Source organism: Mangrovimonas sp. ST2L15, assembly GCF_001280515.1.
GTDB lineage: Bacteria > Bacteroidota > Bacteroidia > Flavobacteriales > Flavobacteriaceae > Mangrovimonas > Mangrovimonas futianensis.
This window is the reverse complement of sequence record NZ_LBIQ01000035.1, coordinates 64,786-90,109: the sequence shown is the minus strand read 5'-3', so window position 1 is coordinate 90,109 and position 25,324 is coordinate 64,786. Positions and strand designations below refer to the sequence as shown.

At 36.5% G+C, this 25,324-nt stretch carries 17 protein-coding genes and 2 tRNA genes; 3 read left to right on the top strand and 16 right to left on the bottom strand.

From position 1 onward, the window contains the following. The first annotated feature begins 350 nt into the window (after positions 1–350). Positions 351–2,423 carry a tetratricopeptide repeat protein gene (locus tag ZA07_RS13440; RefSeq protein ID WP_053972288.1) on the top strand — a complete coding sequence of 691 codons (2,073 nt, stop codon included), beginning with the start codon at positions 351–353 and terminating at the stop codon, positions 2,421–2,423. Here ZA07_RS13440 and ctlX read toward each other — a convergent pair. The 9 genes from ctlX to porU all read right to left on the bottom strand — a co-directional run bounded on the left by ctlX (position 2,420) and on the right by porU (position 17,538). Further along, entirely contained in the window at positions 2,420–3,355 is a 936-nt protein-coding gene (ctlX, locus tag ZA07_RS13435) for a citrulline utilization hydrolase CtlX (protein WP_053972287.1), read from the bottom strand. The genes ZA07_RS13440 and ctlX overlap by 4 nt on opposite strands. A gap of 72 nt (positions 3,356–3,427) precedes the next feature. Beyond that, complete coding sequence (locus ZA07_RS13430) at positions 3,428–4,039, bottom strand: DUF6134 family protein (RefSeq protein ID WP_157492151.1); 612 nt, start codon at positions 4,037–4,039, stop codon at positions 3,428–3,430. A 5-nt stretch (positions 4,040–4,044) separates the two neighbouring features. Then, positions 4,045–4,728 (bottom strand): SDR family oxidoreductase, encoded by a 684-nt coding sequence (locus tag ZA07_RS13425; protein ID WP_053972285.1) that lies wholly within the window; start codon positions 4,726–4,728, stop codon positions 4,045–4,047. Positions 4,729–4,857: 129 nt separating this feature from the next. Further along, entirely contained in the window at positions 4,858–8,883 is a 4,026-nt protein-coding gene (locus ZA07_RS13420) for an FG-GAP-like repeat-containing protein (RefSeq protein ID WP_053972284.1), read from the bottom strand. A 189-nt stretch (positions 8,884–9,072) separates the two neighbouring features. Next, positions 9,073–10,719, bottom strand: a complete 1,647-nt coding sequence (locus tag ZA07_RS13415; RefSeq protein ID WP_053972283.1) for a pyruvate dehydrogenase complex dihydrolipoamide acetyltransferase — start codon at positions 10,717–10,719, stop codon at positions 9,073–9,075. Between the two features lie 2 nt (positions 10,720–10,721). Beyond that, a complete protein-coding gene (gene pdhA / locus ZA07_RS13410; protein WP_053972282.1) occupies positions 10,722–11,720 on the bottom strand; it encodes a pyruvate dehydrogenase (acetyl-transferring) E1 component subunit alpha in 999 nt (332 codons plus the stop codon). 91 nt (positions 11,721–11,811) lie between these two features. Next, complete coding sequence (gene cdd, locus ZA07_RS13405) at positions 11,812–12,294, bottom strand: cytidine deaminase (RefSeq protein WP_053972281.1); 483 nt, start codon at positions 12,292–12,294, stop codon at positions 11,812–11,814. Between the two features lie 89 nt (positions 12,295–12,383). Continuing rightward, a complete protein-coding gene (porV, locus tag ZA07_RS13400; protein WP_053972280.1) occupies positions 12,384–13,628 on the bottom strand; it encodes a type IX secretion system outer membrane channel protein PorV in 1,245 nt (414 codons plus the stop codon). Between the two features lie 34 nt (positions 13,629–13,662). After that, positions 13,663–17,538, bottom strand: a complete 3,876-nt coding sequence (gene porU / locus ZA07_RS13395; RefSeq protein ID WP_053972279.1) for a type IX secretion system sortase PorU — start codon at positions 17,536–17,538, stop codon at positions 13,663–13,665. 265 nt (positions 17,539–17,803) lie between these two features. Here porU and gldJ point away from each other — a divergent pair, with 265 nt between their 5' ends. Together gldJ and murF are read left to right on the top strand one after the other, a co-directional pair. Beyond that, the gene (gene gldJ, locus ZA07_RS13390) at positions 17,804–19,489 is read left to right on the top strand and encodes a gliding motility lipoprotein GldJ (protein WP_197276743.1); all 1,686 of its coding nucleotides are present in this window, start codon (positions 17,804–17,806) and stop codon (positions 19,487–19,489) included. Positions 19,490–19,556: 67 nt separating this feature from the next. Continuing rightward, complete coding sequence (gene murF / locus ZA07_RS13385) at positions 19,557–20,843, top strand: UDP-N-acetylmuramoyl-tripeptide--D-alanyl-D-alanine ligase (protein WP_053972278.1); 1,287 nt, start codon at positions 19,557–19,559, stop codon at positions 20,841–20,843. Positions 20,844–20,969: 126 nt separating this feature from the next. On the opposite strand, the gene ZA07_RS13380 is transcribed toward murF, so the two are convergent. From ZA07_RS13380 to ZA07_RS13350, 7 genes are all read right to left on the bottom strand, one after another. After that, complete coding sequence (locus tag ZA07_RS13380; protein WP_053972277.1) at positions 20,970–21,740, bottom strand: response regulator transcription factor; 771 nt, start codon at positions 21,738–21,740, stop codon at positions 20,970–20,972. A 58-nt stretch (positions 21,741–21,798) separates the two neighbouring features. Further along, positions 21,799–21,873: transfer RNA gene (locus ZA07_RS13375), tRNA-Val, on the bottom strand. 60 nt (positions 21,874–21,933) lie between these two features. Further along, a tRNA-Val gene (locus tag ZA07_RS13370) sits at positions 21,934–22,008 on the bottom strand. A gap of 63 nt (positions 22,009–22,071) precedes the next feature. After that, on the bottom strand, positions 22,072–23,289 hold the full coding sequence (locus ZA07_RS13365; protein ID WP_053972276.1) for a folylpolyglutamate synthase/dihydrofolate synthase family protein: 1,218 nt from the start codon (positions 23,287–23,289) through the stop codon (positions 22,072–22,074). Between the two features lie 4 nt (positions 23,290–23,293). Beyond that, complete coding sequence (locus ZA07_RS13360; RefSeq protein ID WP_053972275.1) at positions 23,294–24,187, bottom strand: hypothetical protein; 894 nt, start codon at positions 24,185–24,187, stop codon at positions 23,294–23,296. 1 nt (position 24,188) lies between these two features. Next, positions 24,189–24,581, bottom strand: a complete 393-nt coding sequence (locus ZA07_RS13355) for a biopolymer transporter ExbD (RefSeq protein WP_053972274.1) — start codon at positions 24,579–24,581, stop codon at positions 24,189–24,191. A gap of 1 nt (position 24,582) precedes the next feature. Further along, a complete protein-coding gene (locus ZA07_RS13350; RefSeq protein ID WP_053972273.1) occupies positions 24,583–25,284 on the bottom strand; it encodes a MotA/TolQ/ExbB proton channel family protein in 702 nt (233 codons plus the stop codon). Between the last annotated feature and the right edge of the window lie 40 nt (positions 25,285–25,324).

Here is a 25,324-nt window from a genome sequence, read left to right as displayed (position 1 = left end):
ATTTATCTGTTTAAAAAATGACCAAAAGCGAATCCATTTCATGAAAAAAATCGACGAAATGCATCAGCTAAATCCATTTTTAAAATTGTGCATTTCATCGACAAAAGTGCCGTTATTCCTATATATTTGCCTTTTGTCGAAGTTCAAAAATCGGGCGAAAAAATAAGGCATCCTTTCGTCTAATTTTTTGGCAATAAAACGCATAAATTAGTTAAAGAATAGCCTTTTTACAAAATTTGTTTGTCAATGCTATTTAGACCCCAAATGAATTTTCTTAAACTAACTAAAGACTTTACACTTGTAATTAGAGTAAGCTAACTTAGCTTAAACATGTTGCGGTGACCGTTATAATGAAAAAGTTAACTACTTTAATTGCCTTTCTATTGGTAAGTAATTTTTGTTTCTCACAAACAAGGGAACAAGATAGTCTTACTATTCAGTTAGCTTTTCAAAAACCAGATACGGCAAAGGTTAAAACGTCTTTAAGGCTTATTCAATCGCTATACGATTCCCAAGAATATACAAAGGCTCTACAATATATTTCCCAAAGTGAGAAGCTATCAAACGATTTAAACTTTGAAGTAGGTATTGCTGAAATCACTTATTTCAAAGCTCTTATATATGCCGAAAAAGGAGACTATATCAATGCTGTCAATAACTACCTAAAATCAAAAGAACTTTATTCCAAACTACAGGATACTTTAAGTTTAGCTAAGGTGAACAACCGTATCGGTTTGATTGAGATAGAAAGAGGCAATTATGAAAAAGGGTTAGAATTTTCACTTTCAGCCATTGATATTTTTGAAAAACGAGGACTCACAAAAGACCTGCTGTGTGCCTATAATAACTTAGCAAATGCCTATCATAGTATTCACAACTATGAAAAGGCCATTGAGTTTTACGAGAAAACTTTGGAGCTTGAAAAACAGCTTAACAAACAAGGTTCCATTAATACTTTACAAAGGTTAGCCGAATTGTATTCTCAAAAACGTGAAAACCGTAAAGCAATAGACTATTACGAAAAAGCTTTGATAGTTGCCGCTTCCAATGATTCTGTAAGAGGTGAAATTCTTCCCAAACTTGGTGGAGAATATTTACTTTTTAAAGACTATGAGAAATCGGCAGATTATTTGGTTGAAGGATTAAAACTGAACAGACGCACAAAGAATGAAAACGGTCTCCTTATCTCTTTAAATGCCTTAGGTGACCTAAACTTGCAAAGAAGTTATTTGAAGTATGCTGAAGATCAATTGATGGAAGCTTTAAGCATTGCTGAAAAAGTTGACAATAAAAGCGAGCAATTAAAAAACTACAAACTTTTAAAGGCTTTAGATTCGACTAAAAAGAAATACGACCGTGCTTTCGTTTGGCAGAGAAAATATTACGATCTCAAAAGCGACATAGATGATGAAAACCGTCCTAATTTTGAGAGGTCATATACTAGCAATTTATTATTTACTCCAGACTTAACTACTAAAACAAAGGAGCCTACCCCTGAAACAGATTTAGTTACTGAGCAACAAGTTCTGGACAGTCAAAAAGAACTTAATAGATTAAAGCTTATTTTCTATGCTTTGATAGGAGCACTTTTGGTAGTATCTACATTTTTGGTACTCATTTACATGAAACGAAACAATCGCATTAAATACATGCGTGAGTTAGAGGAGAAAAACAAAAAAATTGAACTTCAAAAGGAAGCGCTCTCAGAACAGGCGCAACACCTAGAAGAAATAAATAAAGTTAAGGACAAGTTATTTTCTATTGTTTCCCATGACCTAAAAGACTCTTTGACATCCATCAAAGGGTTTATTGATTTACTTAGGGATGGTTCTTTGACCAAGGAAGAATTCAACAACCTAATTCCTGAACTTAGTGAAAACGCAAACAATGCCTCCCTTCTACTTTTCAATCTATTGAATTGGTCCAAATCACAAATGCAATCTTTGGAGGCCAAACCTACCTTGTTTGATGTTCAGGAGGTATTTGAGGAAAAAGTACAGTTATTGGAGCAAAAACTTCAGAATAAGTCCATTAAATTGAGAGATAAAACGTTAAAGGACTTTATTTATGCCGACAAGAGTATGGTAGAAATCATTATTCAAAATTTAATGACTAATGCCATCAAGTTTAGCCGCCCAGGTGATACCATCACTGTTTCAAATCATATCAGTGGAGGAAAAGCCATTATAAGCATTTCTGATACCGGCGTTGGTATTTCCAAAGAGAATATTGACAAACTCTTTAAAAATACTTCCTTCACAACAACGGGAACCAACAATGAAAAAGGAACTGGTCTTGGTTTGACGATTTGTAAAGAATTAGTCGAGCTAAACCATGGACAAATTTGGGTTGAGAGTGATTTGAATGTAGGAACTACTTTCTATGTGGAACTCCCTAAATCAAAACCACAGCACTTAGACTAGGCTTTTGGTAAAAACACCTCTGCCATCATACATCTGGCACTTCCGCCTCCGCATGCTTCTATAGTATCTAAAGAACTTGTAATAATTTCACAGTGTTTTTCTATAGCCTTTACTTGTTCTGGTTTTAAAGAATTATAGGCCGCCTGACTCATTACCAAATATTTTTGGTTTTCTGTCCCAGACACTTGTAGCATATTACCGGCAAAATTATTGACTTGTTCCTCTGAAATAGAAATAAGCTCCAAACCGTCTTCTTTCAAACTATTTGCTACAGCTTTTCGCTCCTTTTTATCGTCAATACAATCCAAACAAATAACAGCAAACGTTTCTGCAACACACATCATGACATTGGTGTGGTAAATCAACTTTCGCTCATTATTAAACGTTTGGAATGCGTGAAATATAATGGGAGTATATTCAAAATCTTCACAAAATTCTATAAAAAGGTCTTCGTCTGCTCTTGGTGAAAGTGCGCAATAGGCTTTCTGATGTTTTCTATCTAAAACAATACTGCCTGTTCCTTCTAGAAATATATCTTCTTCCTCTGCCGAAGTATAATCAAAAACTTGATCAATATGGAATCCATCATTCTCTATTTGCTCCAAAATATCCTCGCGACGTTCCAATCTTCTGTTTTCAGCAAACATAGGATATAGCGCAATATTACCAGACTGATGGAATGAAATCCAATTATTAGGGAAAATGGAATCTGGGGTATCAAATTCGCTTGAATCTTGAGCAACAATCACTTGAATTCCCTTAGCTCTCAATTTATCTACATAGGTATCAAATTCTTGTTGAGCCTTGGCATTCACCGTTTGTGGCATTAAATTATCCAGTACTTTTTGGTAATAATTGTTAACGGCCGTTTGTTCGTTCATCCTAAAATTAATAGGGCGAACCATAAGTATGGTATTAGTTGTTTGTTGCATCCTGAGTTATTTTCCAGGCACAAAATTAATCCAAATATTAGGAAAGATATGTTAAAAGAAAAAAATCTGTAGTTACTCTTTGGCGACCAGCATAAATTCTATAGGACCGCCATCTATCATAGCACACTTCAACATGCCGTTGTCATAAACATATTTATTGCCACGTTTTCGAAGATCCATTTTCACATAAGTATGCTCCCCAACCTGTTTAATTTGATTAAACTCACCTAATTGTTCTGAGTAACAAATATCTTGATCCTTCGGCTCAAAGAAATAAAGCATGATTGCGGTAAAAGGAATATCAGTTTCAACCCTTATGCGATCCTCATCTTTATGAATAATGTAACCATCATGCTTTTTAACCGTGACAGTCTCTGTATGAGATTTCCCATCAAGATCTACCTGCACCTCTGATCTCTCTAATACACCATCTTTGTAGACAACCTCATAGTGGTAATCTATTTGCAACTTTTTAAAAAACACATCAGCCAATACTGAAGTCTCACATGAATAATGGATTTCATTTTGATTTTCGGTCATGGTAATACCCAAAGTGCCATAAACCTTATTCTCATAAACAATGTCAAAATCAACAATTTTCTCTTGGGACAAAAGCCCGATTGGAACCACAATACTTATCAATAAAAGCATGTATGGTCGTGTAAATAGGGCTACAATTCTCATAAGCGTTAAGGTGTTGAATTAGATACCTGTAATAATTTTCCGTTATAAAATTTATTGCTATTGAGGGAGAATTCAACTATATAATCGGCCATTTCTATAGCCGTAATTGGAGCTTGATAACCTGGAAAGGCCTCCTGCAGCATTTCTGTTTGGACCGCTCCAAGAGCTAAAACATTAAAAGAAATTCCAGAGTCCTTATATTCTTCGGCAAGTAATTCAATTAGGGTTATAACAGCTCCTTTGCTTGAACTATAGGCTGATAAACCTGCAAATTTCATACTACCTTGTACCCCTCCCATTGAACTTATAGTAACGATATGGGCCTTAGGTTTCATAAAAGAAATAACTGTTTGAATCATTTTTGCAACACCAAACACATTTGTAGCATACACCCTTTCAAAATCTTTCATAGACGTTTCAGAAAAGGGTTTATTCACCAAAGCACCCGCGTTGTTTATTAGAACATCAACATGAGACCAATTTTCACTTACAAAGTGATTGACTTTCTCAAAATCATCCTCTTTTGAAAGGTCAAAAGAAAAGCTAGTTACACCTTTTAGCTCTAGTATATCAATGGGATTTGAATTTCTTGACAAAGCCAGAACGTTATGTCCCATCCCTGATAAAATTTTAACCATTTCAAAACCAATGCCTCTACTTGTACCTGTAATGATGATGTTTTTTGACAAATCTTAAATTTTAAAGCTTATTAAATATAAAAAAATCCTGCTTGTTGCAGGATTTTAATATTTGTTTTTAATGAATTCTTGCGAATTCATATTTAAAATTTTTATTCTTTTAATTAATTAAGTCTCTATTTAATTTTTAACAATAACTTTCTCTGAATGATTATTCCAATTCAAAATATAAACACCAGCAGAAACAAATGAAGGTATCGTAATTCGTGCTATTCCATTACCTAAATCATAGCTCACTTTTTGAATTTGAATATCTCGACCACTTAAATCATATAATTTAAACTGGGTTTCACTATTTATTTGGGTTACTAAAATTTCTTGACCAGATTGTACAGGGTTTGGATATAATTTAGAATAAACCATAAAATCAGGCACACTTAAAGTACCGTAGAAATATGGTACGGCAAAATCATAAGCTTCCACTCCAATATCAGCCCCCATCAACCTACCCGGAACATCATCTGATGGTGGGTGAATACCACCCCAAATACGAGACAAACTACATTGATCTGAAGCATCTCTATAAGTCGCCCATTGCAAAATAACATCCACAGATGGTCCTTCTTCAAATACTAAAAATTCATTTTGTCTGGCCACAAACTCACCCATTCCTCCAGGAAAATATTCATCCCCAGTAATTAAGGTCATCACTTCAGCTGCCGCCCTCGAGAATGTAGAATGACCCGAAACATATCCCGCAAATGGTGGAGTCACGAAAGATGGTCTTTGATAAGGCCACCAATTTTCTGATAGAATCCAACCTACTCCGGCCGTATCTGTATTTGGATCGTAAACAGCGCTATGTCCCAACCAAGAATACAATTTTATTTTTCCTGCAAATTGGTTTTCTGCTCCTGCTAGAGGGTCTCCTTCTTGAACCAATTCTACATAACCTGGAATTAATGGAATGCCTTGAGCATTATAACTAGGAAGGTTCTCATCGCTACTTTGTCCCATGCTGGCCATATAGCGTATGGCTGATATGGGTCTGATGTAATCATACCACCCTTTTACACTCCAAGCACTGATGGCTGAATCATGCATTGCACCTCCCAGAATGAAATAGGTTTTAACATCCCATTCTAAACTTGGAAGTACGTCTCCCTGTCCGTTTAACTTCTTTTCCAATAAGGGATGATCGGACACATAGTTTAAGATAGTAAACCAATGCCCGGGAGGTGTTTCAGAATGAGGTCCATCTGCCCAAAACTCGGCCAGTACTCTTGTATAATCACCTCTAGGCACCAATTGTTCTTCATACGGCATTCCTGTAGATGGATTGATGTCATGGCCTGTTCCAGGGTCACCTCCATCAAAAAAATCATAAAAATTAGGATGCTCTAAATAACTTGTTGGCAACGACTCCAAAGTCAGTCCACCGATGCTATTTGGTGAAACATCCCACATAACCCCATCGGTTGGATCTAAATGAGAACCCCAAACCGACACCATTTCAAATGCCCACTTGTAAGCCTCACTAGAAGTACCTATACCATCTTCAGATAAATACGGAGGATCTGAAGGGTCGTGAAATACATAATAAATATCTCCATCCCGTTGGTAAGTAGATTGATCTTCATCTGAAAGTGAAAAACCATGAACATTACCCCATTCTGGCCCTAAAAAATCGATCATATCTCCCTCTATCAAATTACCACTCTGATCTATATAAACATCCAAACTTAATGGCTGCCAACGATTGGGATTCAATACCGTGCTATTTTCATACTGTGGTGAAAGTGGGGGGTTTACTGATTCATAATACTCATTGGCATAACCTCCAGATTCATTAGATCCATCTCCTAACCCATAATTAATAATCGTTTCAGCTATATAATTTCCTAAAGCGGCTGGATCGCCGTTAATGTAATCAGTGGCTGTATTATTTATATCATAATTCAGTTGATCCATGAGATAATCAAACCGAGCCTGTGTTTGGGCATGATTAGGAGACTCCTGGAATCTATGAGTTAAAAGTCGATACATAGCAAAACTAATAGCCTTATTTCTGGAGTCTGGAATGTCTTCATTGGACACAAAATCCTCAAGACCACTACTAAAACCATGAACTGTCTTACCCACCAAATAAGTTGTAGCTTCTTCATCATAGGCCGCCCATGCGTCATACATTGCGACACTTGAATGAAATAAGTTCCTAGCATGTACTGTAGGTCTAGCATAATCTTTTCTTATGGCCGCCAATAAAGCTTCATTCCATAATCGCGCTACAGATACATCTTCTGGAACCCCTTCGTTACCTAAAACAATTGACAAAGATGTTGATTGACTTACACAATCTCCATTATTTTCAATGACTGAAATTTCACCAGCTTGATTTAACCCCCATTTCACAAAAATACTTCCGGTCCCCTGTCCTTCTAGCAATTCTCCTCCAGTTACTTGCCATTGTGCGGAAGACCCAACCGATATTGGATATACATAGGTCTCTTCAGACAAAAAGCCTACTGCACTAGGCCCTGAAATTTCTTGAGGTGTTAAATAAATACAACTATCATCACTCAAAGTAGCTTCTGGATTATAATTACAAGAACTAGGATCTGTACATCCGTAAATTTTAGGACTTGGAGCAATATTCAAATTGACTATTCCCTCTCCTTCTGTGGCCTTAAAGAATGAATTAATTAATAATTCTTCAGAATAAATTTCTTCAAGTCCAGAAGGCCACTTAATAATTAACTCCTGAATAGTTTCGTCGGCTTGAAGCCCAAAATGTAAGGGCTTGATACTTTGGCCTAAAAAACCAACTCCTGAAAAATACCGATGAATGGTTCTATTTTCAGTGATAAGAATAGTAGTCGTTCCTATAGCATTCCTGTTTGATTCGGTTCCTTCCAAAGAAAGTTTAAACCAGTTAGCATTGCTAACTTCAGAATCAAAATTCAATAATTTATTTTCATAGAAAAAAGAAAAGGTATCAGAATTAGATAGAAACAAATCCAAATCACCATCATTGTCATAATCAAAATCAACAGTACTGATACTAACAGTTGATTCTGAAAACCCAACCTCATTTGCTTGGTTAGTAAAAACATTTTGTGGTGCATTAGGATCATTCACATAATAGAAGTTGTTATATGAACCAGAATTATAATAGCCATTGGCAACAAACAAGTCCTCATCACCATCACAATCAAAATCGGCAAAAATAGGAGCCCATGCCCAACTATTATTAAAAACTCCCTCATCAGAAGCCACATTAACATAAGATCCTTGATCTGATTTCAAAAGAGCTGACTCTCCAATACCTGTGACAAAAAAATCAAAATTCCCATCTAAATTAAAATCACCCACAGCTACTCCCATATCATCAATCATACTGTTTACACCATAACTAGAAGCTCCTTCTGCAAATGATCCATTTCCTTGGTTCATGTACAAATAGTTAGGGGCATCAAAATCATTGGTAACATATAAATCCATCCATCCATCAGCATTAAAATCAAAAGGCACCGCCACAAAACTGTATCTAGAATTGGTTTCTAAAATGTTAGATTCTTCTGTAACATTGGAGAAAGTACCATTGGCATTATTTTTAAACAAGAGATTTGAATCACAATTACCCCACTCACTGATATAGATATCCAAAAACCCATCGTTATTATAATCAAACCAAGTGGCACCTGTGTATTGGCAATCAGTGGCTAGAGAAAAACCAGCGGATTCGGTCACATCAATAAATGTTCCATCACCTTGGTTTTTAAATAGTAAAACATTGTATGTGTTTGTTAAAAAAAGGTCTAGATGACCATCATTATCGTAATCGCCCCAAAAAGCACCAACTTTAGGTCCATCAAAAACATAAAAGGTATTGTCTTGACTGTAATCTTGATCCAACATATTGCTTAATCCAGCCTCCTCTGTCACATCTGTAAAAGCTCCATTATTCTCATTTCTAAAAAGTCGACTACGAGACCATTCCAAACCATTTTGATCTAGAGCTTTTGCAACAACAAAAAGGTCTAAATCGTTATCCCCATCATAGTCAGCGACAGAAACGCCATGGTTTTCTTTGAGAATCCCTAAGCCAACTACATTATCGACCCTTTCAAAAGTTTGAGACCATGAATTAAAAACAGAAAAAGTAAAGGAAATGAATAAAAAACAAGGAAGTAATTTTTTTACCATAAGCTATTGTTATTGGAAAAATGCTATTAGTTAATTAGAGCGGTAATTTAACATAATTTTAGCAATTCACTAACATTTTAACAACAATCCTTTCAATCCTACGGATTGAAAGAAAAAACCTTCATAAAATAAAAAATCCCACCTTTTAAAGGTGGGATTCATATTATAGAAAATATTTTGACAATATTCTTAAACCAGCATGGTTACAGGGTTTTCTATGTACCCTTTTAACGTTTGTAAAAACTGTGCTCCCGTAGCCCCATCAACAGTTCTATGATCACAAGCCAAACATAATTTCATTGTGTTTCCTGGTACCACTTGACCATTCTTAACAACAGGCTTTTGGACAATAGCTCCCACAGAAAGAATCGCAGAATTCGGTTGGTTGATGATTGAAGTGAAACTTTCAATTCCAAACATTCCTAAATTAGATACAGTGAAGGTACTTCCTTCCATTTCCTGCGGTGTTAATTTTTTATTTCTTGCTTTAACTGCAAAATCCTTAACTGCAGCTCCTATTTGAGGTAAGCTCATTTCGTTAGCAAACTTAACTACAGGAACAACCAAGCCATCAGGAACAGCAACAGCCACACCCACATGCACATGATTATTCATTCGCATTTTATCTGCAAACCACTGAGAATTTACCTGAGGGTGCTGTTTTAATGCCAAAGCACAAGCCTTAACAACGATATCATTAAATGATATTTTGATATCTGGCAATGAGTTATACTGCTCACGGAATGCAATTGCATTATCCATATCAAATTCAACATTCAAATAATAATGTGGAGCTGTAAACTTAGACTCTGCCAAACGCTTAGCTATTGTCTTGCGCATTTGAGAATTTGCTACTTCATCAAAATCTTCTTGTCCGGCTGGAACAAATTTACCTACCGAAGCAGCAGAAGCAGCTGGTGTATAATTTTCAATATCACGTCTAATGATACGACCGTTCTCACCACTTCCTTTAACTTGAGATAAATTTATATTTTTCTCTTCAGCCATTTTTTTGGCCAATGGTGAAACAAATATGCGTTCTCCACTACTTGCAGTAGCAACTGTTTCTTGTACTTGAGGCTTAGCTACCTCTTGTTTAGGTGCTTCTTTTGGCGCCTCCGCTTTAGGAGTCGCTGCTTTCTCAGCTTTGGGTTCATCTACTTTTTGAGAAGCCCCACCAACTTTAAAGTTTTTGGCAACATCAGAAACATCAGTTCCTTCTGGGCCAATGATAGCTAATAAAGAATCTACTTTTGCAGATTGTCCCTCTTCAAGTCCGATAAATAGTAAGGTACCCGATTGAAAAGATTCAAATTCCATAGTAGCTTTATCTGTTTCAATTTCAGCTAAAATATCTCCTTCCTCAACAGCATCACCTACTTTCTTTAACCAAGTGGCAACAGTTCCTTCTTCCATGGTGTCACTTAATCGTGGCATGGTTACAACAGTTACGCCATCAGGTAATTCGGCAGTCTCATTAGAAGTTTCTTCCTTTGAATTTGATTCAGCTTTTTCTTCCTTTTCTTCTGAAGTTTCTGGCGATGCTTCTTTTTTAGTCTCTACAGGCGAACCATTTACCAAATCAGAAACATCTTCTCCTTCCTCCCCTATAATAGCTAATAACTCATCTACTTTAGTTGTCTCTCCCTCCTGTACCCCTATGTACAATAAGGTCCCTTCATGAAAGGACTCAAATTCCATAGTTGCTTTATCTGTTTCTATTTCAGCTAATATATCTCCTTCTTCAACCTTGTCACCTACTTTTTTTAACCAAGTAGCAACAGTTCCTTCCTCCATGGTGTCACTCAAACGAGGCATGTTAATTACTTCTGCCATAACTATAGTTTATGTTGTAAAAATGGATAATCTTCTTGCTCGTAAACTGAATCATACATCACATTTAGCTCTGGGAATGGAGATTCTTCTGCAAATTTTTCGCATTCGCTTACCAAATCTTTTACACGCTTATCAATCTTTTTGATTTCAGCTTCAGTAGCATATTTATTTTCAAGAATAACTTCTTTCACCTGGGTAATAGGATCGATCTTTTTATATTCTTCAACTTCTTCTTTGGTTCTATAATGTTGGGCATCACTCATAGAATGACCTCTGTATCGGTAGGTTTTCAATTCCAAGAAAGTTGGTCCATCACCTCTTCTTGCCCTTTGAATGGCTTCATCAAAGGCCTCTGCTACTTTCACAGGGTTCATTCCGTCTACTGGTCCACAAGGCATTTCATAACCCAAACCTAATTTCCAAACATCTGTATGGTTTGCAGTACGTTCTACCGAGGTACCCATGGCATAACCATTGTTTTCACAAACGTATACTACAGGAAGTTTCCATAACATGGCCAAGTTAAAAGACTCATGCAACGCCCCTTGTCTAGCAGCACCATCACCAAAACAGCAAATAGTTACGGCTTCTTTTCCTCCAAACTTATCTCCAAAAGCCATTCCGGTTCCTAAAGGAATTTGACCTCCAACAATACCATGACCGCCATAAAAACCGTGCTCTTTAGAAAAGATATGCATAGAACCTCCTAAACCTTGTGAAGTCCCTGTGGCTTTACCATAAAGCTCAGCCATAACCCTTTTGGGATCAACTCCCATACCAATAGGTTGCACGTGGTTACGATAGGCCGTAATCATTTTATCCTTACTTAAATCCATAGCGTGTAAGGCACCAGCCAACACCGCTTCCTGACCATTATAAAGGTGAAGAAATCCTCTAACCTTTTGTTGAATATAAACTGCAGCTAGTTTGTCTTCAAACTTTCTCCAGAATAACATGTCCTCGTACCATTTCAGGTATACTTCTTTCGTTATTTTTTGCATCGATTACATTATAAATTATGAACGGGATAACAAAAATACTACTTTGTTTACTAATGGAAAAACTGTAAATAGTAAAAAATTACCGAAATCGTTATAGAACGGAGCGATCGAAAATAAGTGGAAGCAAATTTGCCAAAGATTTTGATTTCACCACCTTACCAGTCTCACCCATAAAATAAATTTCTATCGATTCTTTTTGATTTACCTCATACTCTGCAATGGCTTGTCGGCAAGCCCCACACGGTGGAATGGGCTCTGTAGTGGGATGCAAATTGGACCCTGCAATTATGGCCATCATTTTCATTTTGGAATGGGGAAACTTGGCTCCAGCATAATAAATTGCAGTTCTTTCTGCACATAAGCCCGAAGGATAGGATGCATTTTCTTGATTGCTCCCAGTGACGATCTCTCCATTTTCCAATAGCAAAGCGGCTCCCACACTAAAATTGGAATAGGGGGAATAGGAATCCAGACGAGCTTCTTTGGCTCGATTCATAAGCTCTTGAACGGGCTTAGGAAGCTCATCCAGTTGCTCGTAAACCTCTAGTACGGTCTCAATTTTAATTTCTTTCATAGACAAATATTATATTAAATGTAACCATTTTAAACAAAAAAGCCATCGTTTCTTCAACAATGGCTTCTTTAATTTTTATATAGACAGTTTTAATATTCGCGGTATGCTTCCCTATCGATATTAAATGACAAGGAAAACCTAAGGGTATTTTCTAAAGGACTAGGAACCTTTGAAGCCGAAAATAAATAAGAAATATCCAAGCCTACAATATTGTAATTAAAACCGGCGCCTAAAGCAAAGAATTTCCTTGCTCCCTTATCATCACTTTCGTTAAAATAACCTGCTCTGAAAGCAAACGAATCCTGATAAGAATACTCTGCTCCCAATGCCCAAGTTATTTCTTTCATTTCTTCACTGAATCCTCCCGGGGCATCACCAAAAGACTGAAACATCCCTTTTACAAATCCCACATCATCATCTTTTCCTTCTACAATATAATTGGGATCATAGGCCAATAAATTATCTTCATCTGAATCAAACTCACCATTTCCATTTATATCTTCATATTGCCTGTAGGTTCCTCTAATTGGTGGTGTAGGCACTAAAAGTTTAGTAACCTCTGCGGTCACTCCTAATTTATTATAATTATCAAAGATGAAATCAAATCCACCTCCCAATCTTAGGGTTGTTGGTTGAAAATTTTCACGACCCTGTTCGTCATATTTAAATTTAGGTCCTACATTTTGAATAGCGAATCCCAATCGGGTTCTTCCGTTAAAGCTATTGAAAGCCTCCTCTTCACTTTGATAATATCCTGATATATCCACTCCAAACGTACCTGCTGCCTTAGTATCTGTAAATTCAGAAGGAATTCTTAAATCGGAATTCAGATACCTCATGGTCACTGCCATTGAGAATTGTTGACTTAATTTTAAGGCATAAGAAACGTCAACTGTAAACTCATTAGGTCTTTGTACTAGAGGAATTGAAAATTCATCTTGCACAAACTCAATATCTCCCAATGAAAAATATCTAAAACTAGCTGCAAAAGCACTCTTTTCATCAATTCGATTAAAATAAGTAATGCTCCCCAAGAAAATATCTTTCACCAACTTGGTTAAATAAGGTGTATAACTTACACCCACCCCCTGTTTAGTTTCTGAAAACGCATATTTTGAAGCATTCCATTGTTGAGAAAAGGCATCAACTGATGTGGCTACCCCCATATCTCCCAAAGAACCTGCACGGGCATCAGCAGCAATCAAAAGAAACGGCACTCCAGTTGTTATCACCCTTGTATCAAAGGGGTTTGGAGTAATTTCGGTGATGACTTCCTGGGCCTTTATGTTTAAAGTTAAAAGAAAAAATCCAAGAATTAAAATCTGGTGTCTCATGTGTTATTTTTAGTTCGACAAATATAATGCTTTATTAAAGTATCACAAGCTTTTCAATCTTCTCAACCGTTTTATTCAGGCTAGGAGAATGTACTTTAAGCTTATAAATATAGACTCCCTTCCCTATACGGTCTCCGAAATCATCTCGTCCATCCCAAATCATATCTCTTGAAAGGGATGAATTCCCATTATTACAGCAATTTGAGGTGTTGGTTTGTCCGTTAATCGTTTTAACCAATTTACCTGAAACAGTAAATATTTGTACTGAAACGTCTAAAGGCTGTGAACTATTGTGGTTAAACCAAAATTCTGTGTAGTTTACAAAAGGATTTGGATAATTAAGAACTTTATCGATAACGAGTTCTTGATTTTCGTTCTGCACCATGAATTGTATTTCTGCGGTGGCCGAATTGTTATAAACATCCCATGCTTTTACCGTTAACGTATGTAAACCATTTTCTAGATCTCTAAATGGATAGTTTACAGTACCTCTTTGGTAATCATCAAGCTCCGTTTCATAATAATCATTAAGTACATATGGAGAAGTTTCATCACCATCCAAAATAGCTACAATATCATGTCCAATACCACTTGCCGTATTTATACCATTGTCATCTTGAAGCTTCAGCAAAAGGGCCGGAGAATTATTGGTAAGGCCTCCAGACACAAAACTTTCATCATTCATGAAAACTTTAATCAAAGGTCCCTGTTCATCCGTTTCAGCATTTGGGTTCAATCCCCCTATTTTTACTGTTTCTACACTTGCTCCTGATCGATCAAAAAGGACTCCATCTTGTTTGGCATAAAAACTTACCTTGCCGTAGCCTTCGGGGATAGCGATATCTCTAGGAACAACAAACTCCATTTCAAACTGACCTTCTGTAATGGTAGATTGCCCTTTAAATATAGTGGGACCCAAAGTTTCAAAATCCATAATAATCAAACCATTTGAGCCAGTGACACCATTGTTCCCAAGAGTTTGCCTCTCTATGTTTTTATCAAATACCGTAGTAGATAAAACACCGTTAAAATTGGAAAGTAAATTTCCTGAACCATCGATTACTTCACCCGCCAATTTAACTTTACTGAGAGCTTGTAATACGTCTGTATTTCCACTAATTGGCTCATCATTAATAGTTGTCAATTGAATATTGGGTTTACCAAAGGTTAGCTTCATTGCTGGGTCACCTATAAAAAACACCAATCTTCTTTGATCATAACCAGAAATTTCGGGATCAATTTTGGTTAACCTAAGTGCTTCGGCCATAGATGGGTATTCGCCTTCTGCAAAACTATCATCATAACCAAAAAGGAACTTCTCCAAGTGGACATTAAAGTCGATACCCACGTTAACAATTACCTGTCTTGTGGTGGTTATCAAACCAATTGCCCCTCCTTGCGTATTCCAGAAAGTATATTCTCCTGCTGTTGGCCTTAATGGATTATCAAACCGAGTGAATTCACAAGTAACTGTAACAAAGCAATTCAACTGACAAATATTATTTAAACTCTGAGCATCTGATCTTTCAAAAATCCGTTCTCGGGCCAATCCATCCTCACCTCCATGTCCAAAATAATTAACAACCAAAGCTCCTTTTTCCAAGGCATTAACTATTGCGGTATTTACTGTAGGGTAACGATCTCCTCCAGAAGAGGATTCCTGCTCAAAGGCATCGGAATGTATTTTTACTACATTGATAAATGGTTTTTCCTCAGATATTTCATCTGATATATTATCAGTGGTTTGCTGCAATTGAGCCTCCCAGGCCTCATCCACATCATCAGAAATGAAAACAGCAGTATTTCTCCAATTTCCAAAGGATGCTTCTGAATGATAGTTTTGAATTTTATCCACCATTTCTTTAGCTTGTTGTGGTGAATCAGCCAATACTCTACCAACAGCAATATCCAACAAATTACTAATTGACATATCCCCTTCGTTTTCATCCATCATTCCAAAAAAATCATCGGACACATATGAACTAGTTAAATTAAAACTTTCATAGGCATGCCAACTCGGAACAAAATTGGTATTGTTTGGAAGTCTGTTTTTATAATCAAATGAGGCATCTCCAAACAGACATAAATATTTCAAACGTTGACTTGGACTACTGGCATTATCATATATATATTTCACAAAATTCCTAATGGCACCAATATCTGGATTTCCAGTACTAAACTCATTATAAATCAAACCCAATGGAACCACTTTAACATTCAATCCGTATTGGTCTCTATTGATTTGAGCCAATCTATTAGCTTGTCCCAAAAATACTTGAGGTGTTAAGATTAAATAATCAATATCTTGAAAATTACCTAGGTCATTATTAAAAATAGTCCCTTTTAAATTTTGGTTAAAAACTTGTGAGTTGGACTCCCGGAGGGGCGTGTAAAAATCAGAAGAAGTCACCAAAGTATAAGATTTCTCAGAGCCCATTTGAGATTTAAAGCTCAAAGTTGAATTACCGTCACCATTAACAAGGGTCGTCACGTTATACAAATCGCTTACATCCCAAATTTCAGAAACTTGGGAAGTATTCGTCACGGTATATTGAGCGATACCTGTCTCGTTGGTAGTTTCTAAATTCCTAAATGTATATTGGTTACCTGAAAAATTTAAATTCCTTTTCGCTCTTACAGCAACGTAATCCACATAAGCCAATGCTGAGGGACTGCCATTATTATTGTATTGCAGAGTTACATTGATGTTAGATGATGTAATTGGCACATAATTAGCAAAAGTAGCACCTACAGCAAGATTATAATTTGAAGTTGCAGGGAGGTTAAGCGTCGTTACATTAGTGCCATTTACTGTCAAGCCCATGGTGCTCGTAGCTGGAGATGTAGAAGCAACAACTACATTTAAATAAATAGGTTCTGATTCTATCCTATCTGGAAACGAAAATTCAAAAGATTTTGTATCCTCAATATCAAAGCGATCTCCAAACCACCTTCTACCTACATTTACGAGATTATACTCATCCAGTTCATGAAATTTATAATCATCAAATGTACTTATCTCCATATCTACGGATCCAGAAGGCTGAATAAAAGGCTGAACCCGCTTACCATTACCCGGACTTATATTTATATAATAATAAGTCTTATCTGTGTAACTATTAATATGTGTACGCTTTTCAGAATCCCATCCTCTCGGTCCTTGGGCATAGAATAAGATATAATCGGAATCATTAAATTGTGCATCGCTCTCACCAACCACCCTAATAGCATTTTCAACCACATCAAAAGGATAGTCTTGGTCATTCCCGAAAGGAATCATCTTACCGCCATTACCATAAAGTTTAATGGTACGGGGATCAACCTGATTGACATTAACTCCCAGATCAGCCAAAAACGATTTGGATATTCTATGCACTCCTGATCTTTCTACATAAAACTTATACCAACTTCCACTACTTAATGCAGAATTGGTGATTTGCTGCATTTGAAATGAGTTGGATGTTCTAGCGCCAGGATTACTATTATATATTAAGGTAAAAGAGATCAATTTTTTGTATCCATTATTCTCCTTTATAATAGGTGTAACCTCCAAAAGGGCAAACTGCTCATTTCTGGCCCTAGAATTTTTTAAGGATACTTTGAGCTGGTTTGGAATAAGCTGAGCATCTAAATCCTTTAAATCAGAAATCGAAATGGGTTCAAAAACTTGGTTTTGAATGACAACTGATTGTTCATTTATTGGATTGGAAACCGACCATCTAGAAACAAAAGTCATTCCATCAGTTGGATTATAATTTAATATCCCTCCTGAAAATGAAGGTATTTCTCTTTTTACAAAATTTGTAGAAACATCCTTGACCCCATCCCAATTAAGATTAAACGTTTTTTGTTGGGAAAAGATACTGAAGGAGGTAATTAAGATGGTAAGTAAGATAATTTTCTTTTTCATTGATAAAATAACGGCAATAAAAAGGTGTTATTATTGATAATCCAACAATTTTTAAAAAACGTTTCAAAATTACAATAATATTTTATAATTATGCGCGTTCTAAGAAACACTATTAACCGGTAAAAAACGCAAAAATCATCGGTGTAACGTTCAATAAATAGGACGAAATGCATATTTTTTCATCAAAATTTGTTCTTTTCTCTTGTTTTGTAACCGATAATTACTATATTGCGTCACCAAAAATATTATAAGCTTACTTAAACGTATGGATATGAAAAAAGTAACAGCACTAAAGTTCTTGATGATTTTCGCCGTCGGATTGACGTTCGTCGGTTGTAAAAGGTCATCAAACGCTAACAGCTCCAGAGCTACTGGATGGGATATCAATTCCAAGGACGGTGGTTTTCAATACAACACCGACTTTAAAGAGCAAGAAACTGCTCCAGGATTGGTATTTGTAGAAGGAGGAACTTTTACCATGGGTAGAGTTCAAGATGATGTCATGCACGATTGGAACAATACTCCTAACCAACAGCACGTGCAATCCTTCTATATGGATGAGACCGAGGTTACCAATAAAATGTATTTAGAATACCTAGATTGGATCAAGCGTGTTTATCCTCCAACTGAAGAAAATTACAGAGGCATTTATGATGGTGCCCTTCCTGACACTTTGGTTTGGAGAAACCGATTAGGATTTAATGAAGTTATGACCGAAAACTATTTACGTCACCCTGCATATGGAGAATATCCTGTGGTTGGTGTAAGTTGGATTCAGGCGGTAGAATTTGCCAACTGGAGAACTGATCGTGTCAATGAGTTATACTTAGAAGAATCTGGATATATTGTTCGCGATGCCAAAATTGCTGTTGAGGCAGGTGAAACCTTTAGTACCGATACTTATATCAATGCACCTACACTAACCTATGGTGGAAATGATAGTATCACTAACCCAGAAAATTCAAGAAGAAGAGTTCAAACTACTGCTTCAGGAGACACTATTAACGTTTACGCAGGAAGAGAAACTGGGGTTCTTACACCAGATTATAGACTTCCTACCGAGGCAGAATGGGAATATGCTGCTTTAGGATTGACTGAGTTAAGATCTTATAATATCTATAGAGGAAGAAAAAAATATCCTTGGGATGGTCAATATACACGTTCAGGAAAACGTAAAACAAGAGGTGACCATTTAGCAAACTTTAAGCAAGGTAAAGGAGATTACGGCGGAATCGCTGGTTGGTCTGATGATAACGCTGATATCACAAACAAAGTAAAATCTTATGAGCCAAACGACTTTGGATTATATGATATGGCTGGAAATGTGGCCGAATGGGTAGCTGACGTTTACAGACCTATAGTTGATGATGAATTCAATGACTTCAACTACTATCGTGGTAACGTTTACACCAAAAATCAAATTAATGACGATGGTACAGTTAAAATCGTAACTCCAGAAGAAATTGTATTTGATACATTACCTAATGGTAAATTAATCGCGAGAGATTTACCAGGAGAAATTGCTCAAGTACCAATCGACGAAAATGAAACTTATCTAAGAATCAATTTCGACGGAAGTGACAACAGAAACTTTAGAGACGGAGATAAAAGCTCTTCTAGAATGTATAGAGAAAGCTTTGATGAATTTAGTGATGAGTCTGCTGAAGATGCTACTACCAGTAAAATGTACAACTCTCCAAAACACCATATTTCTGTAGATTCTACAGGAGAAATGATCAGAGAGTATGATAAATCTGATAAGAGAACTTCTTTAATCAATGATGAAGTAAGAGTTTATAAAGGAGGTTCTTGGAAAGACAGATCTTACTGGTTGGATCCAGCACAAAGACGCTACTATCCACAAAATATGGCAACAGACTATATTGGATTTAGATGTGCTATGTCTAGAGTTGGTTCTAAATCAAAATCTCAAAACAAAACTAAGCACTAAAAGAATTCTAGTGATTATACTTTAAAGTCCTGATGAAAATCAGGACTTTTTTTATACATTTAATTTTATGGAAATAGCTAAAATACATGAACTGTTTCTGGAATGTCATGCCGTTTGCACAGATACCAGAAAACTAGAACCTCAAGATTTGTTTTTCGCTTTGAAAGGAGACAATTTTGACGGACATAAATTTGCCGAAATGGCATTAGAGATGGGCGCTAACTATGCCATTATAGACGATCCCGCTTATCAGGTTTCAGAAGCATATATTTTAGTTACAGATGTTCTTAAATGTTTGCAGGACTTGGCAGCCTTCCATAGAAGATATCTTGAAATACCTATTCTTTCTTTAACAGGAAGCAACGGTAAAACAACCACCAAAGAACTTATAAACGCTGTTTTATCAAAAAAATTCAAAACAACCGCCACACAAGGTAATTTAAACAATCATATTGGCGTTCCGTTGACCTTGCTTTCCATGAACAAAGAAACAGAACTCGGTATTGTTGAAATGGGCGCCAACCACCATCATGAAATTGACTTTTTATGCCAAATTGCACAACCTGACTTTGGGTTGATAACCAACTTTGGGAAAGCCCATTTAGAAGGATTCGGTAGCTTGGAAGGAGTTGTAAAAGCTAAATCAGAACTCTACGATTACTTAAAATTTCATCACAAAACTATTTTTGTAAATACAGATGACCCAAAACAACTAGAACAGGTTGGGAGCTACGAAAAGATTGTCACCTTTGGAAAACACGACAAGCATACCAAAATAGAGCTGTTTGATGCGCAACCATATGTTTCAATATCCTTTGACACCTTGCAAATTACTAGCGCCCTTACGGGTATCTATAATTTCAATAACATTGCAGCATCTATTGCTATTGGTTCTTATTTTGGTGTTCCACATCACGAAATAAAAGAAGCTATTGAAACTTATGTCCCGACTAATAATAGATCGCAAATTATTTTAAAAGGTTCTAATAAAATATTAATGGATGCCTATAATGCCAATCCAACTAGCATGATGGCTGCTTTAAATAATTTCAATAGTTATGAGGAAGTTAATAAAATGGTCATATTGGGCGATATGTTTGAATTAGGTGATGATGCCCTACAAGAACACCAAACCATTGTAAATTTCCTTGAAAACACTAGTATTCCACACATCTTTTTGTTAGGCAATACTTTTTCACATACCCGTTTTAATTCGGAAGCAATTAGAGCCTTTAGCACCTTTGAAGATTTTGAAATCTTTGTGAAAGAAGAGAATTCAATGCTAAAAAATCAATTCATTTTAATTAAAGGGTCTAGAGGAATGAAATTGGAACGCGTTTTAGACCTAATATAAAAAAAGTGTTTACAAATTTTACATTTTAATGCAAAACCGTAAACACTTAACATCCCTTTGATTAATAATAGCTAATACAAATGTGCTTAAAACATCACTTTCTTACAATACTCAAATTGAGTATTTTTAAAAGAGTCCCTTGTTTGATTTATAGAGCCCTATAAGCTCACCTGTTGAATTGATTTTCAATTTTCTTAGAATATTTCGCCTATGGGTATCTACGGTGTTTGGACTAATATTCAACTTTAAAGCAATTTCTTTACTACTCTTTTTGAGTACCAACAACCTTATGATATCTCGCTCTCTATTACTAATGTTAGATTCTAACAACTTTTGTGAAAAGGTATTGAAATACTTGGTTTCATAAGTATTGGAATCATTCAAATACTTGGCAGTAGCAGTCACTTCAAACTTTAATCCGGGCTCTACTATGGTATAGTGCGCCAATCCAATAATAGGTTTCTTAAAGGCATCAAATGCAAGCGGTGTGGTATTTTGTATAACATTGACATATTCGTCCTGCCCATTCTTAAAACGATAGTTCCAAGTATAACTCATTCTGTGCCTTTCTTCTTCTGAAATCTCATTCATGGTATACTCCATTAGAGAATTTAACGCTTCCAGCCATTGCTCCACATCATCTGGATGAATTCTACTCCAAAAATATTTCATAGCTTGGGTTTTAAACAAATGAGGCTCTATTCCAATGCAGGAATACATATTTTTACTCACATACTCAAAACCTAATTCCTGGGTATTCGTTATACAAAAAAATGTCGAGTTATGTGGAAGAAAGGCATCCAGTTCGATAATCTTTTTTATATGCTCTTCAATGGAAGGTGTTTTATAGGACTGAAAGATATCCTCATATAGCTTTTTGATATTTTTTAAAATCATGTAGTTAAAGTAGTGTGGAATAAATCTACTAAAAAAGCTATAAATATCAGAAAAATTGTGGGTCATACTGGATTCGAACCAGTGACTTCTACCCTGTCAAGGTAACACTCTGAACCAACTGAGTTAATGACCCTTTTTAAGTTACAAGGTAAAAAAAATCTCAACACTTCAGTATTGAGATTTTTTACTCTTGTGGGCGCTGAGGGATTCGAACCCCCGACCCCCTCGGTGTAAACGAGGTGCTCTGAACCAACTGAGCTAAGCGCCCTTGCTAACGGAATGCAAAGATAAGGCAGTTTTTGATATGGCAAAACTTTTTTTGCAAAAAAAATTAAATTATTTCTGCCACCACAAAAGTACTCCCACCCACAAAAATAAGGTCCTTTGAATTCGCCTGATTTTTAGCTTTTGTTAAAGCCTGATTTACACTATTATACGCACTTCCTGTATAACCTTTTGCATGAAATTGCTTCATTAAAAGATCAGCATCCAATCCTCTAGGAACATCCGGTTTACAAAAATAATACGTGGCTTTTTTAGGAAGCAATGTCCAAACATCTGTCAAATCTTTATCATTTACTACTCCAAACACTATATGAAGATGCTCAAATTCCAGATTATTTATTTGACTCATAGAATAGGTCAACCCCTCTTTATTATGACCTGTGTCACAAATCACCAACGGATCGTTGCCAATTATTTCCCATCGCCCTCTTAATCCTGTATTTTTAACCACATTTAAAAGGCCTGCTTGCACATGTGCTTCGGAAATAGCATACCCCTTAGATCGAAGAACTTTTACAGTAGCAACAACCGTTTGAATGTTCTTTTTTTGATATTCGCCTTTCAAATCACTCTCATATAAGTGACTATCTGTTTGATCAGCAAAATAAATATCCGATTCACAATTTTCAGCCATTTCAATGAACACCTGTTCTGTTTCCGATTGGGTTTCACCAATGATCACCGGAATATGAGCCTTAATAATCCCTGCCTTTTCCGCCGCTATCTTTTCCAAGGTATTCCCCAAGAACTGTACATGATCCTTTCCTATATTTGTTATCACAGAGGTCACTGGCTTAATAATATTAGTGGAGTCCAATCGCCCACCCAGACCAACTTCAATTACAGCGATATCGACTTTCTTTTGGTAGAAATACTCAAATGCCATTCCTGTTGTCATTTCAAAAAAAGACAGGCTTTCTTGTTCGAAAAACGAACGGAATCTTTGTATAAATCCAATCACAAATGCCTTTGACACAACCTGCCCATTGATCCTTATACGTTCCCGGAAATCCTTCAAATGTGGCGATGTAAATAAACCTGTTGTATATCCTGCTTCCTGAAGTATGGAAGCTAACATATGACTGGTAGACCCTTTACCATTGGTTCCCGCCACATGAATCGTTTTGATTTTTTGTTCGGGGTGGTTTAAATGTTTGGCTAGTTTTTGAATATTGGCTAAATCTGCGCGAAATGCAGACTGACCTTGACGTTGGTACATAGGCAATTTACCAAACATCCATTTTAAGGTTTCTTGATAGGTCACAACTTTATTGTCCTAAAGTAAAATTAACTCTTACAAATCCGATTTGCTTTGCTGGAGCCTTACTATCTGGGCGCCATTTATGGGATAAAGCTATTTTCCTTGCTGGCTCCAATAAACAAGAAGCCGTATTAGTGGTTCCTTTAACCCCTGGAGTTGCCTCTATCACATCTCCATTACGGTTAACTACAATTTTAACAATGACCATTCCGGCCTCATTACAATCTTGTCTTAAGGTTTGGTAGGTTGCTTTTCCCCTTCCATTCAAACCGTATCCTACACCACCACTTCCGCTACCTGGACCACCGAAATAACTTGGCGCATAGGGATCACCATCCAATTGACCTTTATCTCCGGCCCGATTATCATCCCCTTCACTACTTGAAGACGTCCCATCAGATTTACTGACACCTCCAATCAAGGCATCCAGTTTTTTCTTTTTGGCCTCCTGTTCTGCTTTTTCCTTGGCTACCCTTTCTGCTTCGGCTTTTGCTTTAGCGTCAGCCTCTGCTTGAGCTTTTGCCTTGGCTTCGGCTTCTGCCCTTGCTTTCGCATCAGCCTCCTTTTGTTTCTTTATAGCAATCGCATCTTCTGTGTTTTGCGTTACAACTTCTTCTGCTTTAGCCTGTTCAGCAGCTGCAGGCTGGGATTCAACTTGCTCGGGCTGTGCTGCTTCCTCGGGTTGCCTATTAACCTCTCGAGGTTCGGATTTAACAGGTTCCTTTGGCTGAATATTACCCGAACCAAAATCTAAATTACCAAAGTTGACGGCAACTCCATATTCCTCAGGAGGATCCATATAAGGTGGACCAACAACAAACAACAACAGCAAGATAATCACCACTATCAATGTGGTAATCTTAGCTGAATCCTTCTCGTGTTTGGTCTCTAAATATTTCATCTTAGTTAGGGCGAACTGCCAAAATAACTTTATACTTATTTCTGTTGGCTATATCCATAACCTTCACAACATTATCCACCGGCACCGACTTTTCAGCACGTAAAACAATAACAGGATTGTCTTGGCTAGAAAGTGCTTTCTTTAATTCACCCTCAAGCATACTTTCTCCCACAACGCGTTGGTCTATGTAATAGGTCAAATCTTTTTTAATGCTAACAGCTACGGTTCTTTTATTCTCAGTTTTACCACTCGCTTTAGGCAACAAAATATCTATAGCATTAGTGGTAACCAAGGTAGAAGCCAACATAAAAAAGATGAGCAACAGAAAAACAATATCCGTCATGGACGACATATTGAATTCTGGTGTTACTTTATTTCTTCCTCTAATATTCATATTAGATAGGCTCGTTTAAGTGATCTAAAAACTCCAAGGAATTTGCTTCCATTTGATAAACAACCTTGTCTGTTTTAACCACTAAGTGGTTATAAGCCATATAGGCTACAATACCAACAATTAAGCCTCCAACTGTGGTGGTCATTGCAGTGTAAAGTCCATCAGCCAAAAGTTTAATATCGATATTTCCTCCAGAATTGGCGATTTCGAAAATAGATAAAATCATACCGATTACCGTTCCCAAGAACCCAATCATAGGAGCCGCACCCGAAATTGTTGCCAGTACACTCACATTTTTCTCTAGGTTATAGATTTCCAAGCGACCTGCATTTTCCAGTGCCGTGTTAATGTCGGCAAGCGGTTTTCCAATTCTTGTAATTCCTTTAGAAATCAATCGGGAAACTGGGGTGTTCACCTGAGCACATAACATTTGTGCTGAATCAATTTTGCCATGAGATACATGGTCTTTTATTTGATTCATAAAATTGGCATCAATTTTTGAGGCAGCTTTGATGGCCAAAATACGTTCAAAGTAGATATAGATAGCACCAACCAGTAAAATAAAAAGTACCAAAATGATAAAGATACCAGCGCTTCCACCACTGGAAATCAATTCGATAATTGAAAGTGTTTTTTCAACAGACTCCTGATCGGTTAGTACTTCAGCGCCTTCCTGAACGTCTTGTAAAAGTAGGTTTAACATATAAATTGGTTTTGGATAGCTTAAACGCTAATTATATAAC

Excerpts from the sequence above, each read along its gene's own strand:
- ZA07_RS13440 (WP_053972288.1), top strand. The coding sequence starts at position 351 with ATGAAAAAGTTAACTACTTTAATTGCCTTTCTATTGGTAAGTAATTTT.
- ctlX (WP_053972287.1), bottom strand. The coding sequence starts at position 3,355 with ATGCAACAAACAACTAATACCATACTTATGGTTCGCCCTATTAATTTT.
- ZA07_RS13430 (WP_157492151.1), bottom strand. The coding sequence starts at position 4,039 with ATGAGAATTGTAGCCCTATTTACACGACCATACATGCTTTTATTGATA.
- ZA07_RS13420 (WP_053972284.1), bottom strand. The coding sequence starts at position 8,883 with ATGGTAAAAAAATTACTTCCTTGTTTTTTATTCATTTCCTTTACTTTT.
- ZA07_RS13415 (WP_053972283.1), bottom strand. The coding sequence starts at position 10,719 with ATGGCAGAAGTAATTAACATGCCTCGTTTGAGTGACACCATGGAGGAA.
- pdhA (WP_053972282.1), bottom strand. The coding sequence starts at position 11,720 with ATGCAAAAAATAACGAAAGAAGTATACCTGAAATGGTACGAGGACATG.
- cdd (WP_053972281.1), bottom strand. The coding sequence starts at position 12,294 with ATGAAAGAAATTAAAATTGAGACCGTACTAGAGGTTTACGAGCAACTG.
- porV (WP_053972280.1), bottom strand. The coding sequence starts at position 13,628 with ATGAGACACCAGATTTTAATTCTTGGATTTTTTCTTTTAACTTTAAAC.
- porU (WP_053972279.1), bottom strand. The coding sequence starts at position 17,538 with ATGAAAAAGAAAATTATCTTACTTACCATCTTAATTACCTCCTTCAGT.
- gldJ (WP_197276743.1), top strand. The coding sequence starts at position 17,804 with ATGGATATGAAAAAAGTAACAGCACTAAAGTTCTTGATGATTTTCGCC.
- murF (WP_053972278.1), top strand. The coding sequence starts at position 19,557 with ATGGAAATAGCTAAAATACATGAACTGTTTCTGGAATGTCATGCCGTT.
- ZA07_RS13380 (WP_053972277.1), bottom strand. The coding sequence starts at position 21,740 with ATGATTTTAAAAAATATCAAAAAGCTATATGAGGATATCTTTCAGTCC.
- ZA07_RS13360 (WP_053972275.1), bottom strand. The coding sequence starts at position 24,187 with ATGAAATATTTAGAGACCAAACACGAGAAGGATTCAGCTAAGATTACC.
- ZA07_RS13355 (WP_053972274.1), bottom strand. The coding sequence starts at position 24,581 with ATGAATATTAGAGGAAGAAATAAAGTAACACCAGAATTCAATATGTCG.
- ZA07_RS13350 (WP_053972273.1), bottom strand. The coding sequence starts at position 25,284 with ATGTTAAACCTACTTTTACAAGACGTTCAGGAAGGCGCTGAAGTACTA.